A 17657-nucleotide genomic window follows, 5' to 3' on the forward strand; every position below is an offset into this window, starting at 1 on the left:
GTGAACCAAGGGGGCGCTGAGCAGGTGCCTGCGTAATGTATCGATCAGCGGAGCGACACGCTCGCCTGCTTGCACCATCCAGCGGGCCAAGGTGTTGCGGGGAATCGCCGCGCCATGGCGGGCAAAAATCTGGCTCTGCCGATACAGTGGCAAGGCATCTTGGTACTTGGCGGTGGCGACATAGGCCAGCAGCGTGGCGCTGGCATTGCTTTTAGGCAGTAACTTGGCGGGTGCCGGGGCGATCTTGACGCCGTCTTCGCAGGTTCGGCACGCATACTTGCGTCGCACATGACGGATCACCTCGACCCGGGCGGGTACCACGTGAAGTTCTTCGCTGACCTCTTCGCCGATCATCGTGAGTGCGGTGCCATCGTCCTGGCAGTGGCGGGCCTCTTCAGGTAGTTCATGCACCACCTCAACCCGTGGGAGTTCAGGGGGCAATGCGACCCGGCCACCCCGTTTACTGCGTTTCGGCGGTGCAGCGGATTCAGCTTCATCATTGCCTGCTGTGCCTGTATCGCCGTCTTCTTCGTCAACCGCCACTTCGGCTTCATTGATCAGTAGGTCGCGCTGATCGACGCGGTACTTCTCGGTGGAGGGGCCGAACGTGCGCTCCAGGGCCAGCCGGAACTGCTCATACAGTGATTGTTTGGTGGCTGCCCACTGGGCTTCCTTTTTCTCCATCAGGCGGTGAAGCTGCGCGATCTCTTCCTGCTGCGCCTGTACTTGGCGTTGCAGTTGAGAGACGGCATTTGAGGAAGCAGCAGCGTTTTTCATGCCGCCTATTTTACCAAAAACGCCGACAGAATAGGAGTAAGAAAGTTAACCAACCTGCTGAAAGTCCAACGCTTTGTGGGGCTGCATGGCCTTTAAGTTAACGCCATCCAGCAGCCAGTTAAGTTCCTGGCCAGTTAACGTGACGGTGTCGCCTTCCAGGTGGGTTGGCCACTTAAATCGCTCGCGCTCCAGACGCTTGTACCACACCACAAAGCCGTTACGTTCCCAGAACAGTAACTTCACCTTGTCGCGTTGACGGTTACCGAACACAAACAGCGCCTTATCGAACGGATTTAGCGCCATGGCTTCTTGAACCAGCAAGGCCAATCCATCGATTTGCTTACGCATATCCACGGGTTCGCGGCATAAGTACACCTTCAGGTCAGCACTCGGGCGGATCATGTCGCCACCTCCACTGTCACAAACCGCGCGGGACGACAACGCGGTGGTACCGGCACCCCTTGTACACTTAGCCGCCTCTCCCATGCCAGCAGGTCAGCGAGGCTTAACGCCTGGGAAGCGGCGTAGTCACTTAACGGCATGTTCTGCGCTGAGGCACAGTAAAGATGACCCAGCCAAAAGGCGCGGGTAGGGTTGAGTTCACAGGTCATGGTGATCTCCAAAACCAACAAGAGATCATTAGTGTGAAGAGGCGTAATTAGCTTGAGTAGATGGGTTTGGTGGCTCGCTTACGTTTCGTCCGGCAATCGGTCTAGTTTCAAACCGGCGAATTGGCGCATGGACTCGATCTCGTAGAGGGCGTCTTCCATGGCCGGATCGCTCAGGTTGTAAAACAACTGCATGCAATGGACGCGGAGCATGGCAGACAACGGATACGGAGGCCGCCCGCTCTCGCCCTTGGGGTAATAACGGGCTATCTTCTTCTCCAGCTGCGTCCAGGGGATCAGCTTGTCCATCCGCTCCAGAAAGAGTTCGCGGCGAGTCTTTCTCTTCTTGTTCTGGTACTCGGCTTCGGAGAAGGTGATTTGATCCATGGCAGCACTGAATCCTATGCAGTTGACGATAGCCGTATTATCACTGATGGCAGTGACTTTTTCAGAGCTTCCCTAGCAATTTCTTGGTTTAAATTCTGAATCACTGAATCAAATTCTAATTCGCTCAACCTCCCTTTAAAAGGATTCAAAGGATCAATCATCTCTGAATCAAGATTGCTTGAAGTAAACTGGTGAAATTTCGCAAACTCACGGTAACCAAGCCTTACCAAGGTACCAAAAAATTGATTAGTAGCTTTCTTTTTACTTAAGCCTAGACTACTCCACGCAATCATTAAATCTTCAATTGAGGGAAATCCTGATTGTATAACCGGTCTGACACCTATTGCCACTGTGCATGCAGTTGATGCTGACTTATTAATCACATAGTGAATAAAAACAAGCAATGCTAGCTCGATCTCCTTATTTGACAACTCGCCGGACCTTAACCAGGCTAGTTTAATTAAATTACCTTTACCTTTATTTTGCAAAAGCACCCATTCAGCATCGGAGACTCTTACTTTTAAACCTGATTTCACAATAATGTATTCTGGAATCTCATTGCCAGCAGTATTGTCCTCGTCAAAAAAGGGAAATGACTTATTTATCTTTATCGTTGCATCCTTATTTTTCCTCATTTTTCTGCTCCAACTGCTCTTGGTGCTTCCGCATCATTTCTACAGTGTGCCGCTGAATTGCCTTGTCATTGTAAGTTTGCCCCATAGTTGAGCTGGGCGACCATCCCATGGCGTTCCTCCGCATATCCTCTAAAAGAGGACGCTCAACATTCTGTTCTTCACCTGCAGCGTCGAATTTTTCATTCCACTTATGGCGTAGTAAATGTGGATGCACCTTAAAATTAAGAGAATTTGATAGTTTATTAAAAATATTATTGATCGTTTTCAGAGAAATAGGTAGCCCGGCTGTACCTTTTGAATTTTTTTCACTTACAAAAATAAAGTCATGAGTATTGCATTGGTTAAACTGTGGTCTGATATGATCTATGTAGAATTTAATCTGCTCCATTAGGCTGCGGTTAACAATAGCTTCATGGGAACGAGTCTTTTGATTTGGCTTTTCTAGTCGGGGATCGCTAACATCCGCGCCACGCGAACGATAGATAGATATTCGGTCATAGCTACCATGAAACCGGCAATCTGATATCTTAATTTTTGCGAGCGCCCCGCGCCGGATGCCCGTCTGCTCAAGCAGTGAAACAATCAGATAGTTTCTTACTTTGGAAGACTTAAAGGGATTGTGCTTAGACTCAGGAAGGATCATTTCTTGTAGGCTTTCGAATACGCTGTCAGGTATTACCGAATCGGTAGTTGAGACAGGATTGAAATCCGAATTTCGGCCAAACGATTGCTCATCAAGCTTTAATTTTGAGATCAATTTATGAAAGCGATCCTCGACTTCGTCAGTAACTACCTTTCCTCCGTGAAATTCATCAAATAGCCACTCTAGATATTGCCTAAGCCGACGTACTCGACCCTGAATAGTTTCTGGAGCTACCTTTGAGAAAGCCCGGAGGTTCGCTGTCATAGCATTTCGCAGATGCTTATCCTCGACACCAAGAAAAGGTATTACGTGAGGCTCAAGTGGTGCGCTTTTTTGATGGTGGCAAAAATCAAAAAAACTTAAATACTCTGGGTATGAAATTAACCTGCCGTTTGCTACTCGGGCGGTCAGATCTATCGAGCGGTTAGTGAAATAACAAAGCGCAAACAATAGTTCGTTTGAGTATCTCACCGTTGTATTAAACGCCTTTCGAGATAATACGCTATTTATGTAAGCTGCCGCATAGACGTCTAAAGGACAATCGTTCTCGTCTACAATTGATACGAATTGGATGCCACCATAAAGATATTTTTTAAGTCTAATCCTTGACAAAATATGTAATCCTATAAACAGATTACAAAAATCTATTACTCTGACAAGTCTTTGTCAATTAAAACTCTTCAGATAGGCCGAAAAACGGGCTTTTGGGAGATGAAGAGGCAGGAAATAACTTTACAAAAAATATATGGCCTATAATCTACGGTTACCTCAATCGCATCCAGTCTAGCCGCCGTCTGGAACGTGAAGCGCAGCGTAATGTTGAACTCATGTGGCTAACGGAACGCCTAGCACCGGATTTCAAAACAATCGCAGATTTCCGTAAAAACAACGGCAAAGCGATTCAAGCTACTTGCCGAGATTTTGTCATGATATGTCGGCGTCTGGGGCTCTTTTCAAATTCGGTGATGGCGATTGATGGCAGCAAATTTAAGGCAGTCAACAATCGAGACCGTAACTTCACCTTGGCCAAGATGAAGCGGCGAGCAGAAGAAATCGATAAAAGTATTGAGCGATATTTACGTCAGCTCGACGCTATGGATCAAGGCTCCTCCGTTTCCGTTGTCACAGAAGTGCAGACGGCAGGGTTAAAGGAAAAGATCGCCTCCCTGACAGAAGAAGTTCAGCAACTGCAATCCATTGAAATTCAAAGAATCGAGTCCTCAGACCAACAAGTCTCTTTGACAGACCCTGACGCTCGCTCCATGACCGCGAGAGGAACGGGAATCGTGGGCTACAACGTTCAGACGGCTGTCGATAGCCAGCATCATCTGATTGTCGCTCATGAAGTCACTAATGTCGGCAGTGACCGGCGTCAGCTTTACCGGATGGCCAAGCAAGCACGTAATGCTAGCGGCGTTAGTGACCTCCACGTCGTAGCTGATCGCGGTTATTTTACAGGGAATGAAATTCTTGCGTGTCACGAAGCCAGTATCACGACGTATCTCCCCAAGCCCAAAACCTCGCCGAGCCAGGCCAAAGGAATGTTTCCCAGGGAAGCATTCCAGTACTTGCCGGAACGTAATGAATATCGCTGCCCTGCAAGGGAACGCCTGATTTGGCGCTTCAAGAACGTTGAAAAGGGCCAGACGCTCCATTGTTATTGGAGTTCGGCCTGTCCGAATTGCTCAATGAAGTCGCAATGCACCACGGGTATTTATCGGCGCATCAAACGCTGGGAACATGAAGAGGTACTGGAGGCGGTAAAAGCTCGACTGGACCAGAGGCCTGATATAATGCGGATCCGTCGTCAGACGGTCGAGCATCCCTTTGGCACGTTGAAAGCTTGGATGGGGGCGACACACTTCCTGACGAAGGGCCTTAAGAACGTCAGTACGGAAATGAGCCTCCATGTGCTTGCTTACAACATGAAACGCGTCATGAATATCCTCGGTCCGCAGGGGTTGAGCCAGGCGATGCGAGCATAGGGCGACCCGAGCCTAAGCGACCAAGCCCATAGAAGCCGATAACGCTCTTTAGCTGGGCTTCTTAGGCGTTATTTCGAACAGCTTAAGAATGTGAAAATTATAAATGAAGCGGTGCTGAAGCGAGCTGCTAGCCGAGAGTTGTGCCAATGCGGCTGAAAACTGTCATCGTTAACTGAGTTTTGTGTTTTCACACAGCCTCGGCCGATAGCTGAATTACCCAGCATCTCACTCACCACCAGAGGTGCACAAAACTGGTAAGGTTAAGTGCATTTACGTGACTGCTTACCAAGGATTTGGCATGGCGAATTCCCAACCATTCATTACGTCGATGCGTTTCTACGACGACCACGCCCATCAATTGTTTGACCAGTACCAGTCGCTAGGCTTTGAAAATGTCCATGGCGAGTGGCTGCATCAACTCCCTGAGCAAGTCGGCTTAGCACTAGACGTTGGCGCTGGAAGCGGGCGCGATGCTAAAGCGCTTGCAGAGCGTGGTTGGCAGGTAATGGCAGTAGAGCCAGCAGAAAAGCTGAGAACGTTAGGGCAAATGTATACGCACGAAAGGGATGTCAGTTGGATTGACGATACTTTGCCTGCTTTAAATTGCATCCGTCAGCTTTCACAGCGCTTTCAACTGATTCTGGTATCAGCGGTGTGGATGCATTTACCACCTAATGAACAGCAACGTGCTTTGAGGGTTCTTAGCTCCCTGCTTGCGCCGGGTGGGCTTATGGTAATCACCTGCCGTGAAGGCCCGGATAGCAATGAGCGCCAGCTTCATTCGGTCAACATGAGCATATTGGATAGCTGGGCTCGTGATCTGGCGCTACTCCCCGTGCAGGCAAGTCATAGCGACGACCAACTTGGCCGCCAGGGTGTTGCTTGGCATCTACGTGTTTTCAGGCTACCTGATGATGGCACTGGGGCACTGCCTTCCCTTCGGCATATTATCGTTAATGATGACAAGGCATCTTCTTACAAGCTCGGTTTGCTACGCACACTGACACGCCTTGCCGATAGCGCACCTGGCATAGTGATTTCACGAACAGAAGAATGGGTGACAGTACCTCTGGGAGCAGTAGGTCTCTTCTGGATAAAACTGTATCGTCCCTTATTGATAGAGCGTGATTTGCGCCAATCTCCCGGCGAGAAGGGGTATGGTTTCGCTAAGGATGATTTCTATCGCTTAAAGCAACTATCGCCACATGATCTGCGCATTGGCTCAGCCTTTTATGATCCTCAATGTGCTGCCACCGTCATGCGAGCAATCCGCGATGCCTGCCAAACAGTTCTAAAGATGCCTGCTCACTTCACCACCTGGCCCGGCAGCCAGCGGCCTGTGTTTGATGGAAGTTATCAAGGGCTACGCATACGCGAACAGGCCGTTCGACTTGATAGCGCCACGCTGGCTTCTTTCGGAACATTTCGTATTCCTACCTCACTATGGGATTCTATGAGCCGCTACGCCTGCTGGATCGAGCCCGCCATTGTTCATGAGTGGGCTCACTTAATGCAGCGGTATGACACCACCTACGATATCGGCACATTGCATCTCGCCTTGCAGTGGCAAGAAAGTCGCCGTGACACACAGCAGGCGCGGCAACTGGTCACTCAACGTTTACATGAACCGGCTCCACTGTCTTGCGTCTGGTCACAAAATGAACTGCACAGGCAAAATTACGCTATCGACCACTGCTTTCCCTGGTCACGCTGGAACAACAATGATCTATGGAATTTGCTGCCAGCGACAGCAAAAGCCAATCAATCCAAATCTGATCGACTGCCTGCAGCTCAAGTGATGCAAAAGGCTAAACAGGACATTATGCACTGGTGGCAATATCTCGATGCCAGTACAGTCTGTCAGCAATTTCGTGATGAAGCTGCCGTAGCACTGCCGCTTGCCACGCCAACGTCTTCTCTGGATGGAATTTTTAACAGCGCATTACTACAACGCCAACGATTGAAGGCGAATCAGCAACTTGCGGAATGGATGGGAGTGCACTGATAAGCCTGTGACACACCTTGTGTCAGGTAAGAGCTAAAGGTCATTAGCTTGATGACAGTTATTAGATCAAATGTTGACGAGCTTGGCACACTGATGACACAGATTTGACACACGCAAAACAAAAGGGCCTACGCGTTAACGTAAGCCCTTGAAAATATGGCGCGCCCGGCAGGATTTGAACCTGCGACCCTCGGCTTCGGAGGCCGATACTCTATCCAACTGAGCTACGGGCGCTTGTGGGTGCGTATCGTAACTGTGCAGGGGCGCTGTGTCCAGCCGTATGGCGCTTGAGTACCTTTAGTCAATTGACCGTTTTCCCTGGTGTGGTGCATGCTTTGGGAGCACTTCTGCACCTTAGTCCATTGGGAACACAATAATATGAAAACATTTGCACGTAGCACGCTGGCACTGGGCATCTCACTGGCGCTGGTGAGCGCCGCGAACGCCGCTGATTTTGCTGATATGGATCCCGTCACCCTGCGCCTGGCCCACGTGGTCAATGAGCAGGATGGTTTCCACATCGCCGCCACCAAATTTGAAGAGCTGGTAGAAGAGCGCACCGACGGCAAGGTAGATATCGAAATTTACCCCAACGCCACCCTGGGTGATGAACGCACGCTGCTGGAAGGCATGCAGATCGGCACCGTGGATATGGGCGTGATCACCAACGGGCCGGTGGCCAACTTTGTCGAAGAGATGGCGGTATTCGAACTGCCTTTCCTGTTCCCCTCCCCGGAAGCCGCTTATGAGGTGCTCGATGGCCCGATTGGCCAGGAGCTGCTCGATAAGCTTTCTGAGGTGAACCTAAAAGGCATGGCCTACGCCGAACGCGGTTTCCGCAACCTGACCAACAGCGAGCGTGCCGTAAACTCGCCGGAAGACCTGGACGGCCTGCGTATCCGCGTGATGGAAAACCCGGTTTATACCGACACCTTCCGCGAGCTGGGCGCCAACGCGATTCCCATGGCGTGGACTGAAGCGCTCACCGCCATGCAGCAAGGCACCATCGACGGCCAGGAGAACCCGGTGAACGTGATTCACTCGTTCAACTTGGATGAAACCCAGAACTACATGACCCTCTCCCGCCACACCTATGCGCCGGCGATTTTTGTGATGGGTATGCCCGCCTGGAACCAACTGCCTGAAAATGCCCAAGAGGTACTGCTAGCAGCGGCACAGGAAGCCGCGGAGCATGAGCGCCAGGTGAACGCTGAGATGGAAAGCGAGCAGCTACAGGCGCTGCGCGATGCGGGCATGGAGATCAACGACACGCCGGATATGGAAGCCTTCCAAGCCGCCGTTGCGCCGGTGTATGAGAAGTACGGCGAGCAGTTCGGTGATTACCTGCCGCGCATTCAGGAAGCGCTCAAGTAATTCGCTTCCCATCGAGGCAAGCCCGACATTAGATACAGTGCTTTTACAGCAGTGGCTGAGGGCTGTTCCCGCGCAGGAACGGCCCTTCCAACCAAGAGACACGCCTGATGGCTGACACCACCCATACGAAGCTGGCGAACAGGCTCAATAAGATAAATCTCAATTTACTATTGGTTTTTCACACGCTGTATTGGAAAAGGAGTTTGACGCTCACCGCACAAGCGCTCTGCCTGACGCAACCTGCCGTTAGCCACTCATTGAAAAAGCTCCGCCTATTAATGGACGACCCGCTTTTCGTCAAAACATTGGAGGGCATGCAACCGACCCCGCTTGCCCGGCAGATGGATGCCGCCGTAGCCAAAGGGCTGTTCTACCTCGATCAGGCAGTTCACAGTAGTAACGAGTTTTCGCCTGCCACCTCAAAGCGGGAGTTTCGGGTCAGCTTGGTGGACTATGTCAGCCAACAGCTGCAACCCAAGCTTATCCAGCACTGTTTGGAACACGCGCCCGATTTGTGTTTCAACATGCTCTCCACGCGCATCGCAAGCGCAGAAGGTGCCCAGCAAGTCCTTCAAGAGCACGATATCGACCTGGCGGTGGTGCAGTTCGAAACCTTGCCGCTCACCTCTCATCATGAGTACCTGTTTGACGATGTGATTGGCTGTGTGGGCGATGCCACCTTTCATGGCGAGGGCAGCGCCATCACCCTTGAGGCGTTTTTAAACTCCCCCCAGGTCGCTTTGTCGCATCGTGAAGACAGCCCGCTGTTAATCAATGAAAAACTGAGGGAGTTGGGGTTAGAGCGGAAAATCGTCGCCAAGACGCCCTACATCAATCCGCTGCAGGAAATATTGGTGTCCACAGCACTGCTCTGCGTGGTGACAGAGAGCGCGGCAAGGGTCATTTGCCGCAACAATAGCTTGAAGTTCTACGCTCTGCCCCTGGACGTACCGGCGTTCAAAGTCTGCCTGTGCTGGGATGAAAGGAAGGATCACGATCCAGGCATACACTGGTTGCGGCAATTAACCCGGGAGCTGATGACACCAGCCCCCTCCACCCTGGGCGACACTTAATCAAACCGCCAAACTCACTCCACCGCCACGACTTTGCCGCGGTTCAACAGTAGCTTGGGATCCAGAGCGACTTTCATGCGCTTCATTAAAGCGATCTCCTCGCTGGAGCGGGAAATACTTAGGTAGTCGCGTTTTTCGAGACCAATGCCATGTTCGGCAGAGATTGAGCCGCCGTACTCTTTCAGGGGCGAGTAAACCAACTGCTCAACTTGGCGGCGGCTTTGCGGGCTGTCGTCGCGCACCGTGATCATGATGTGCAGGTTGCCATCGCCAAGATGGCCGAACACGATCATTTTACCTGTTTGCGGAAACTGCGCCTTGAGGTTTTGCTCCAGGGTATCGACGTACGCGTCCATATGAGGAATCGGCAGGCTGATATCATAGGAGAACATCGGCTTCAGCTCGTGCACCAGCACTTCGATATCCTCTCGGATCGCCCAGATGCCCTGGCGCTGGGCACCGGAACTGGCCAGCACGGCATCGGTGATCAAGCCGTCTTCCATCGCCTTTTGCAGAATCTCAGAGAAATGCTCCGCATCCTGGGCGTCATCCAAGCCCAGCGTTTCGATAATCGCGTAAAAAGGCGAGTCGTCGGCCAACGGGGGCGCGTGCTTGCCGCTCTCGGTGGTCACCAGCTTGTAGTGGCTATTCCATAATGCCTCGAAGGCGCTAAGGCTATTGGCGAGCTCTTGGGAGACCCTGCGTAACAGCTGCGTCAGGGCATCGAAAGAGGGCACCGCGACCAGTGCGGTTTGTTCGCTGGGCATATGCGGCTGTAGCCGGAGCACGGCGCGGGTGACGATACCCAGAGTGCCTTCGCTACCGATAAATAGCTGTTTTAGATCGTAGCCTGCGTTGTTCTTGAGCATTTTATTCAGCGAGCTGACCACGGTGCCATCGCTAAGTACGGCTTCCAGACCCAGCACTTGCTGGCGCATCATGCCGTAGCGAATAACCCGTATTCCCCCCGCATTAGTGGCGATATTGCCGCCAATGGTGCACGAGCCCCGAGCGCCAAGGTCGAGCGGAAACTGCATATCGATCTCCGCCGCGGCTTCCTGCACACGCTGGAGCGTCACCCCGGCCTGAACCTGAATCGTAGAGCCAACCAGGTCGACCTCTTCGATCTGGTTCATCAGTTCAAGAGAAACCACCAGTTCCTCAGGGCTGGCTTCCCCACCGTGCACAATGCCGGTCATGCCGCCATGGGTCACCACCAGTTGGTCGGCCTGGTAGCACAGGGCCATGACCTTGCTAAGCTGTTCGGTGTTGCGGGGCCTTACAATGGCTTTGGCACGACAGGGCGCCCCAGTAAACCAATCGACGCTACGCTGGGAGACATCTTCACCGAGCAGCACGCCTTCTGGGCCGACTACCGCTACTAGGTCGTTAAGCAACTTATCCATTGGTTATTCCTGTTTTAGCTGGCGTCGCCATGGCTATTGGTTAGTAAGAACATGGTTAGCAAGACTCACCACCGGCCAAGCCTTACCATCGCTTTCCAAGGCAGTTAATCAATCGTCAATGCTTGCAGGCTATCGCTAACCCTTAAATCACTCAAGCCTAAGATCTATAAAGATTTTTTGGATTATTATCGCGAATAGTGGAATAAAAATAAGTAATTTGCCCTGTTAGTTCGATGTGATATAGATGAAGCCCAACAAGATAATAAGAACAGCCACCACTAGGAGATAATGTGAATAACCGCGCCCGCTTCATCCCATCTGTTGCATCCTGTAATACAAGTAAATTCAAACAGTTAAACTTAACATTGCTATGCGCTGGCCTGCTTGGTTTACCGCTGATGGCCCACGCCGAGGAAATAACCCCTACCAACCTGCGCTTAGCGACCGTGGTAAATACAGAAGATACTTACCATATCGCCGCCGAACGCTTTCAGCAGTTAGTCAGCGAACAGACCGACGGCGCGGTCTCCGTAGAGATCTTCCCCAATGCTTCTCTGGGAGACGAGCGCACCATTCTGGAAGGGATGCAGATCGGCACTGTCGATATGGGCGTGATCACTAACGGGCCCGTGGCTAACTTCGTTGATGAGTTCTCGGTGTTTGAGCTGCCTTTCCTCTTCCCTACCGCCGAATCTGCCTACTCCGTGCTGGATGGTGAGATCGGCCAGGAAATACTGGGCAAATTAGAGGATGTGAACCTTAAAGGGCTGGCATTTGCTGAGCGCGGCTTTCGCAATATCACCAATAGTCAGCACGCGATTAATGCGCCTCAAGATCTCGAAGGCCTGACACTGCGCGTCATCGAGAACGAGGTTTATGTGGATACGTTCCGGGAACTCGGCGCCAATGCCGTGCCCATGGCGTGGACAGAAGCGCTGACTGCCCTGCAACAAGGCACGATTGATGGCCAGGAGAACCCGGTTAACGCCATCCATGCTTTTAACCTGGCGGAAACCCAGGACTACCTCACCATGACGCGGCATATCTATGCGCCAGCGATCTTCATTATGAGCTTACCCACCTGGAACGGCCTTCAAGAGGAGGTTCAGGAGATCGTACTTGATGCCGCCAGCGAAGCTTCTAGCTATGCCAGAGAACAAAATGCCATCATGGAAGCCGAGCAGTTAGCCGAATTAGCTGAGGCAGGTATGGAAATTAATGAGTCGCCCGATATCGCCGCATTTCAGGAAGCCGTTGCCCCGGTGTATGAGAAGTACGGTGATCAGTTCGGTAACTATCTGCAACGCATCCAGGAGGAAGTGAAGTAAGTGCCCACTCACACGCACCCATTGGTAATGTTGCTACAGCGTACTGAACGCTTTCTGGACGCCATTCTACAGCCCGTGGTCTTTGCGGGCATGGCGGCGCTGATTGGGGTGATTACCCTGCAGATCGTCTCTCGTGTGCTATTCACCGCGGTGGGCTGGACTGAGGAGGTCGCCCGCTTTCTGTTGGTATGGATCACCTTCTTAGCTGGCACCTTGGCGTTTCAGCGCGGGCGACACATTGCCGTGACCTTTGTGGTGGATGCCCTGCCTGGCCGCCTGCGCCAAATCGCCCGGCTTGCCGCCCTGCTGATTGTTTTGGCGTTTATGATCACGCTGATCGTGATCGGCTACCGCTACATGCAAGTGCAGAGCTTTCAGAAATCCGCCTCGCTGCGGCTTTCGATGACCTATGTCTACGCGGTGATGCCAATCTGTGCGGCAATGATGGCGTGGTATGCGCTGGTCGATATCATCGAGCTGCTGATTAACGGTGAAACCTCCCAACCCCAGGAGGAGTCGCTATGACGCTGCTGCTGTTTGGGCTGTTCTTCCTGTTTATGCTGCTGGGCGTGCCAATTGCCTTTGCGATTGGCGCCAGCACGCTCTATGCGCTCTATCAATCCGGCGTGCCGCTGATGGTGGTCACCCAGCAGATGTTCCAGGGCATCAACTCCTTTGCCCTGGTGGCGATCCCGATGTTTATCCTCGCTGGGGATTTAATGGCCCAGGGTAAGGTGAGCGAGAAGCTGGTCAGCTTTGCCGATTCGCTGGTCGGTTTTATGCGCGGCGGGCTCTCAGTGGTCTCGGTGATGGCGGGCATGTTCTTTGCGGCAATCTCCGGTTCTGGCGCCGCGACCACCGCCGCGGTGGGTTCCAGTCTGGTGCCGGAACTAAAACGCAAAGGCTATGACCCGGCCTCAGCAGCCAGCTTGATCGCCGCCAGCGGCACCATCGGGGTGGTGATTCCGCCCTCGGTGCCGATGATCATCTACGCGGTGATCGCCCAGCAGTCCGTTTCCAAGCTGTTTTTAAACGGCTTTTTACCGGGTTTGGCGATGGGGTTAGGATTAATGGCCATTGCCATTGCTCAGGCCTATAAGCGCCAGTACCCCAAAGGCACGCTGCTCTCGCTGGCAACCATCTGGACGACCTTTAAAGACGCCAGCTGGGGCTTGATGACGCCGGTGATTATCCTGGGTGGTATCTTCTCGGGCATCTTCACCCCTTCAGAGGCGGCGGTAGTGGCGGTGAACTACGCCATGCTGGTGTCGCTGTTTGTGTATCGTGACCTTAACCTGCCCCAGATTTATAAGCTGCTGATCCGTTCGGCGATGACCACCGCGGTGATTATGCTGGTGATTGCCATGTCGGCGGTGCTGAGCTGGACGCTCTCAAGCTGGCAAGTGCCTGGGGCGATTGCCCAGGCCGTGCTGTCACTGTCTACCAACCCTTACGTGATTATGCTGCTGATCGTGGGGATTATTCTGCTCACCGGGGTGTTTATCGAAACCGCCAGTGCGCTGATTATCCTCACCCCGGTGCTGTTGCCGTTGGTGCTGCAGCTGGGGATTGATCCGATCCACTTTGGTTTGATTATCGTGGTGGGGCTCTCCATCGGTATGATTACCCCGCCGGTGGCGATCAACCTCTATGTGGCCTCATCGATCACCCAGCTACCGCTGGAGCGTATTACCCGCGCGATCATCCCTTACCTGCTGGGGCTGATCGGGGTGCTGCTGTTAGTGGTTTACGTGCCGATTATGTTGGGTTGGTCGGGCAGTTAACCGCAAATAAGCGTTCAACAAAGACCCAGCACTTTAGCCAGTGTGCTGGTAGCCACTTAGCGGGCAACGCGTGTAGCTCCTCGCTCACCTTTGCGCCCATAACATTAGCGCGGCGCCATATCCTGGCAGTGGCCAGTCTCTTCAGGGAGTTCAGGGAGCAACACCACCTGAGCTCCCCAAGGGCAGCGTTTTGTTGGCTTAGGGGAGTCAGTCTCATCGTTTTCCGCTGCGCCGGTATTGGCGCCTTCCTCGTCAACTGCTATTTCAGCTTTGTTGATCAGATTGTAGTACCAGCGCAAACGAGTGGCATTGAGTTTGCAGTGCATAATGATCTCTAAAACCAAGGATATCGTCAGTGTATTCGCCGATGATTAGCTTGAGTAGCTGGGATTATTTGATCCCTTACTGCTTTGTGACGAAGCGCGCTAATTTAATAGCTTTGAGATTGGCAATATTTTCTAAACTGGCCGGGAGTAATGTTGAAAAGCTGGCTAAAACAGCTATGAAAATGAGAAATGCTCACAAACCCCGTCGCTAAGGCTATTTCAACGACAGTTTTATTGGTCTGTTGAAGTAACTGCCGGGCGCGTGTTAAACGTAGCTCCATATAATAGCGAGACGGGCTCGCGCTCACGTAGTGACAAAACAAGCGCTCTAACTGGCGTCTCGAAATATCAACCCATCTAGCAATTTCCGATATAGACAAAGGCTCTTCAATATTATTTTTCATTAGCTGTAAGGACGTCTTTAGCTTTTCTGGTAGCGCGTGATTTTGATCAACCGAAATAGTAGATATATCAGGCGAATCCAACCCTTTATCGCAGCTAAGCATCTCTTCCACGGCGCTCGCAACCTCATTACCGCAATCCGCTCTTACTACCTCTAGCATCATACTTAAAGAGCTACTGGCGCCTGCACAGCTCAGCCGATTACGGTCTACAATAAAGCTTCGGGTCGATACAGATACTTCCCTGAATGCTTCTAGCATCATTGCTCGCCCATCGGGGTGATAGGCGCACTGATAGCCATTTAATAAACCGGCCTCAGCAAGAAAATAAGCACCGTTCCACAACCCGCCAAGCGCTACTCCCTTGCTACTGGCAGTTCTCAGTTTATTTCTTATAAGCGCTGTAGATATGGGCCTCACACGAAGACCGCCACACACAATTAACATGTCTATTTGTGAGGCATTTATGTCAAGCGCCGATAGAGAGGTTTCATTCTTTACTTCTATACCCAGGTCAGAAACAGTAGCTCCCTCTTCACAGCCCACCACTAGCACTTCATAAATCTTTTTAGACCTCATTAAATTAGTTGTTATCAATGCATCAACGGCTCCTGTAAATGCCATCAAAGAGAAATTTTCAAGCAGCAAAAAAGCAACTCTTCTAATTTCCGCATTAGCAACCGATGAGTTTTTTGGCTCGAGATAAGCCATATTTTTATTCTTAAATAAACTTGGAAATTTATCATTCACATCAAGACCTCTCGTAATAGCCACCACCAAGCACATCAATATAAAAAACAATAAAATAAGGGCAGTTATGAAGCTAGATCACGAATAGCATCCTTTCTCTTGATAGAATATCAAAACCTCTCTAACCAAGAAGGAAAAAATAAAATCAAGTACTATTCAATAACTTTCATCATATTCATGGCTACCCTATTTAAATAGTTTAAACTTTCGGCGAGAGACATTAGAGGTATTTTCACATCTGCAGAAATTTTCTCAAGCAAGCATCAGTTCACGTAGCCAAGTAATCGTGGCAAATAAAGCGCTAGTGGCGGCCAATAGGTGGTGATCAGCATCACCGGGAGAGCGGTAAATAGCATCAAGCTCAGTGCGGGGCGGATCGCTTGAGATACACCAACCTCGGTGACTTGGCACGACATGAAAAGAATCGGTGCCATGGGCGGGCTGTTGCAGCCAATCACCACACTAGTGCCAATTATCGCTGCGAAGTGGATTGGATCAATCCCGAGCTGTGCTACTACTGGCACTAACAAAGGGCTGGCAATCGCGATCACGCTCACATCGTCCATAATCATGCCGATCATGATTAGGAACACATTCACCATCAGTAGAATGACAATCCTGTTCTCAAATGTGTCCAGCAGGAAAGTGGTCAACTGCTGGGGTACACCTTCTAGAGTGAGGATACGGCTGACAATAAACGAGAAAAATAGAATGATGATGATGATCCCAGATGTCGTGGCAGCAGCCACCATACACTCTAGGACTTTTTTGATATTAAGCCCCTTGTAAACGAACATACCCACCGGGATAGCATAGGCTACGGCGACAGCTGCCGCTTCGGTGGGCGTAAAGATACCGCCATAAATACCACCGAGAATGATCACTGGCAGCATCAAGGCAGGAATGGCCTTCCAACCGGTATCACCAATCGCCTTGGCTCTTTCATTAAGCGGCATCTTTGCGCTGACGACCCCAGGTGTAAGCCGTATTTTAATCGCGTTATAAACGCATAGGAAAAGTATTAATAATAAGGCAGGGCCGATAGTAGCGAGGAAGCTTGCAGCAACCGATTGACGGGTCACAATGGCGTAAAGAATCATGGTGATGCTAGGTGGTATCAATAGCCCTAGTAATGATGAGATACCCAGCAGCCCAGCAATGTACGGTTTCTCATAACCATGTTTTTGCATGGGGCCAACCATGATGGTACCTATGGAAGCCACTGCAGCAGAGGCAGTGCCTGAGATCGCCCCAAAGATACCGCAAGCCACGACCATAGATGACCCCATGCCGGAGCGGGAGCGACCGGTCAGCGCTTCGACAAAAGCCACCAACCTAGCGGCTAGGCCGCCCGACTGCATCAGATAGCCGGTCATGATGAATAAAGGCAAGGCAATAAGAATAATCGAGTTGATAGAGGAAAAGCCGGTAGTGGCAAGAAAAGTTACGTCGACATCGTAGAAGAAGGCTAGCGTTGCGACCATCGCGGCGAAAGAAAACACCACTGGTACACCAATCAGCATCAACAGAACTACCATGCCAATGGCTATTAAAGCGCCCATAATTAACTCCCTTAAATAGTACTACCGCTGAATCGGCGTACTACTATCTTTTTTGTGGCAAAGTGCCTGGATATCGTTAATGAGATCCCTGACAAGGTATAGGGTCATGAACAAAGCGGCGGTCAGGAGGCTGACCTGCGAAACATACATAGGGATCGAGAACACAGGTGTTGTTTGGCTCCTCTGAAGGGCCCACTGGAACAGCTCATTACTCCATAAGACAAAGAGCCCTGCCATGAGGATAGAAATTACGGTGGCTATGATACGAAACGCCAAAATGACCTTCTCATTTTTAATGACGACAGGAATAAAGTCTGCCCGAAGATGAGCGCTGTTCTTAGAGGCCAGAATAGCGCCGAGCATGTAGAACCAGATAACCGCTATTAGAACCAACTCTTCCACCCCGAAGAGAGGAATCCCTAGAAACGAACGCGCGGTAATACCGACGACAAAAGATAGCGCGACAAACAATCCTATTATTGCCACGATTGGTGCAATAATTCTGTCGAGCAGCCAGTCGATGCACTTGAAAATGATCATGGTATCTCTCAGCTCCTTAATTCTCTGGATATATAAAGCAAGGGCAGAGTCAGCGATGACTCTGCCCTTAGAA

At 51.2% G+C, this 17657-nt stretch carries 16 protein-coding genes, 1 tRNA gene and 2 pseudogenes; 7 read left to right on the plus strand and 12 right to left on the minus strand.

Translation table 11 applies throughout. The annotated features are described in order from the left end of the window. The 6 genes and pseudogenes from E0L35_RS01970 to E0L35_RS01995 all read right to left on the minus strand — a co-directional run. Positions 1–777: transposase (locus E0L35_RS01970; RefSeq protein ID WP_138799458.1), on the minus strand; the 777-nt coding region annotated here is incomplete at its 3' end. A gap of 45 nt (positions 778–822) precedes the next feature. After that, positions 823–1179: an IS66 family insertion sequence element accessory protein TnpB gene (gene tnpB, locus E0L35_RS01975; protein ID WP_138799459.1), complete on the minus strand. Its 357-nt coding sequence runs from the start codon at positions 1177–1179 to the stop codon at positions 823–825. Next, positions 1176–1388, minus strand: a complete 213-nt coding sequence (locus E0L35_RS01980) for a hypothetical protein (protein ID WP_138799460.1) — start codon at positions 1386–1388, stop codon at positions 1176–1178. Before E0L35_RS01980 ends, tnpB begins: the two co-directional genes overlap by 4 nt. Before the next feature lie 84 nt (positions 1389–1472). Then, positions 1473–1772: pseudogene (locus E0L35_RS01985) on the minus strand (transposase); the annotation flags it as partial. A gap of 14 nt (positions 1773–1786) precedes the next feature. Further along, positions 1787–2407, minus strand: a complete 621-nt coding sequence (locus tag E0L35_RS01990) for a hypothetical protein (protein WP_138799461.1) — start codon at positions 2405–2407, stop codon at positions 1787–1789. Next, positions 2394–3662, minus strand: a complete 1269-nt coding sequence (locus E0L35_RS01995; RefSeq protein WP_208797097.1) for a site-specific integrase — start codon at positions 3660–3662, stop codon at positions 2394–2396. The genes E0L35_RS01990 and E0L35_RS01995 overlap by 14 nt, the downstream gene beginning before the upstream one ends. 143 nt (positions 3663–3805) lie before the next feature. On the opposite strand from E0L35_RS01995, the pseudogene E0L35_RS02000 reads away from it, so the two are divergent. Together E0L35_RS02000 and E0L35_RS02005 are read left to right on the plus strand one after the other, a co-directional pair. Further along, a pseudogene (locus tag E0L35_RS02000) lies at positions 3806–5035 on the plus strand (IS1182 family transposase); the annotation flags it as partial. A gap of 298 nt (positions 5036–5333) precedes the next feature. Then, positions 5334–7040, plus strand: coding sequence for a class I SAM-dependent methyltransferase (locus tag E0L35_RS02005; RefSeq protein ID WP_138799462.1), 1707 nt, complete (start codon positions 5334–5336; stop codon positions 7038–7040). A 157-nt stretch (positions 7041–7197) separates the two neighbouring features. On the opposite strand, the gene E0L35_RS02010 is transcribed toward E0L35_RS02005, so the two are convergent. Further along, positions 7198–7274: transfer RNA gene (locus tag E0L35_RS02010), tRNA-Arg, on the minus strand. Positions 7275–7418: 144 nt separating this feature from the next. On the opposite strand from E0L35_RS02010, the gene E0L35_RS02015 reads away from it, so the two are divergent. Further along, positions 7419–8414, plus strand: coding sequence for a TRAP transporter substrate-binding protein (locus tag E0L35_RS02015; protein WP_138799463.1), 996 nt, complete (start codon positions 7419–7421; stop codon positions 8412–8414). 107 nt (positions 8415–8521) lie between these two features. After that, complete coding sequence (locus E0L35_RS02020; protein WP_138799464.1) at positions 8522–9487, plus strand: LysR family transcriptional regulator; 966 nt, start codon at positions 8522–8524, stop codon at positions 9485–9487. A 14-nt stretch (positions 9488–9501) separates the two neighbouring features. On the opposite strand, the gene E0L35_RS02025 is transcribed toward E0L35_RS02020, so the two are convergent. Next, on the minus strand, positions 9502–10893 hold the full coding sequence (locus E0L35_RS02025) for an FAD-binding oxidoreductase (protein ID WP_138799465.1): 1392 nt from the start codon (positions 10891–10893) through the stop codon (positions 9502–9504). A 290-nt stretch (positions 10894–11183) separates the two neighbouring features. Here E0L35_RS02025 and E0L35_RS02030 point away from each other — a divergent pair, with 290 nt between their 5' ends. From E0L35_RS02030 to E0L35_RS02040, 3 genes are read left to right on the plus strand one after another with little or no spacing between them, the layout of a single operon-like run. Further along, a complete protein-coding gene (locus E0L35_RS02030; protein WP_138799466.1) occupies positions 11184–12221 on the plus strand; it encodes a TRAP transporter substrate-binding protein in 1038 nt (345 codons plus the stop codon). A gap of 27 nt (positions 12222–12248) precedes the next feature. Then, positions 12249–12746 carry a TRAP transporter small permease gene (locus E0L35_RS02035; protein ID WP_138799619.1) on the plus strand — a complete coding sequence of 166 codons (498 nt, stop codon included), beginning with the start codon at positions 12249–12251 and terminating at the stop codon, positions 12744–12746. Beyond that, a complete protein-coding gene (locus E0L35_RS02040; RefSeq protein ID WP_138799467.1) occupies positions 12743–14005 on the plus strand; it encodes a TRAP transporter large permease in 1263 nt (420 codons plus the stop codon). Before E0L35_RS02035 ends, E0L35_RS02040 begins: the two co-directional genes overlap by 4 nt. A gap of 104 nt (positions 14006–14109) precedes the next feature. Here E0L35_RS02040 and E0L35_RS02045 read toward each other — a convergent pair whose 3' ends face one another. The 4 genes from E0L35_RS02045 to E0L35_RS02060 all read right to left on the minus strand — a co-directional run bounded on the left by E0L35_RS02045 (position 14110) and on the right by E0L35_RS02060 (position 17584). Further along, entirely contained in the window at positions 14110–14331 is a 222-nt protein-coding gene (locus E0L35_RS02045; protein ID WP_022521375.1) for a hypothetical protein, read from the minus strand. A 104-nt stretch (positions 14332–14435) separates the two neighbouring features. Then, positions 14436–15482, minus strand: a complete 1047-nt coding sequence (locus E0L35_RS02050) for a GlxA family transcriptional regulator (RefSeq protein ID WP_022521374.1) — start codon at positions 15480–15482, stop codon at positions 14436–14438. 263 nt (positions 15483–15745) lie between these two features. Then, on the minus strand, positions 15746–17044 hold the full coding sequence (locus tag E0L35_RS02055; protein WP_138799468.1) for a TRAP transporter large permease: 1299 nt from the start codon (positions 17042–17044) through the stop codon (positions 15746–15748). A 21-nt stretch (positions 17045–17065) separates the two neighbouring features. Further along, entirely contained in the window at positions 17066–17584 is a 519-nt protein-coding gene (locus tag E0L35_RS02060; protein ID WP_022521371.1) for a TRAP transporter small permease subunit, read from the minus strand. Between the last annotated feature and the right edge of the window lie 73 nt (positions 17585–17657).

The organism is Halomonas sp. ATBC28, from assembly GCF_005937175.1.
In the GTDB taxonomy this organism is placed as follows: domain Bacteria; phylum Pseudomonadota; class Gammaproteobacteria; order Pseudomonadales; family Halomonadaceae; genus Vreelandella; species Vreelandella titanicae.

Excerpts from the sequence above, each read along its gene's own strand:
- tnpB (WP_138799459.1), bottom strand. The coding sequence starts at position 1,179 with ATGATCCGCCCGAGTGCTGACCTGAAGGTGTACTTATGCCGCGAACCC.
- E0L35_RS01980 (WP_138799460.1), bottom strand. The coding sequence starts at position 1,388 with ATGACCTGTGAACTCAACCCTACCCGCGCCTTTTGGCTGGGTCATCTT.
- E0L35_RS01990 (WP_138799461.1), bottom strand. The coding sequence starts at position 2,407 with ATGAGGAAAAATAAGGATGCAACGATAAAGATAAATAAGTCATTTCCC.
- E0L35_RS02005 (WP_138799462.1), top strand. The coding sequence starts at position 5,334 with ATGGCGAATTCCCAACCATTCATTACGTCGATGCGTTTCTACGACGAC.
- E0L35_RS02015 (WP_138799463.1), top strand. The coding sequence starts at position 7,419 with ATGAAAACATTTGCACGTAGCACGCTGGCACTGGGCATCTCACTGGCG.
- E0L35_RS02020 (WP_138799464.1), top strand. The coding sequence starts at position 8,522 with ATGGCTGACACCACCCATACGAAGCTGGCGAACAGGCTCAATAAGATA.
- E0L35_RS02025 (WP_138799465.1), bottom strand. The coding sequence starts at position 10,893 with ATGGATAAGTTGCTTAACGACCTAGTAGCGGTAGTCGGCCCAGAAGGC.
- E0L35_RS02035 (WP_138799619.1), top strand. The coding sequence starts at position 12,249 with ATGTTGCTACAGCGTACTGAACGCTTTCTGGACGCCATTCTACAGCCC.
- E0L35_RS02040 (WP_138799467.1), top strand. The coding sequence starts at position 12,743 with ATGACGCTGCTGCTGTTTGGGCTGTTCTTCCTGTTTATGCTGCTGGGC.
- E0L35_RS02045 (WP_022521375.1), bottom strand. The coding sequence starts at position 14,331 with ATGCACTGCAAACTCAATGCCACTCGTTTGCGCTGGTACTACAATCTG.
- E0L35_RS02055 (WP_138799468.1), bottom strand. The coding sequence starts at position 17,044 with ATGGGCGCTTTAATAGCCATTGGCATGGTAGTTCTGTTGATGCTGATT.
- E0L35_RS02060 (WP_022521371.1), bottom strand. The coding sequence starts at position 17,584 with ATGATCATTTTCAAGTGCATCGACTGGCTGCTCGACAGAATTATTGCA.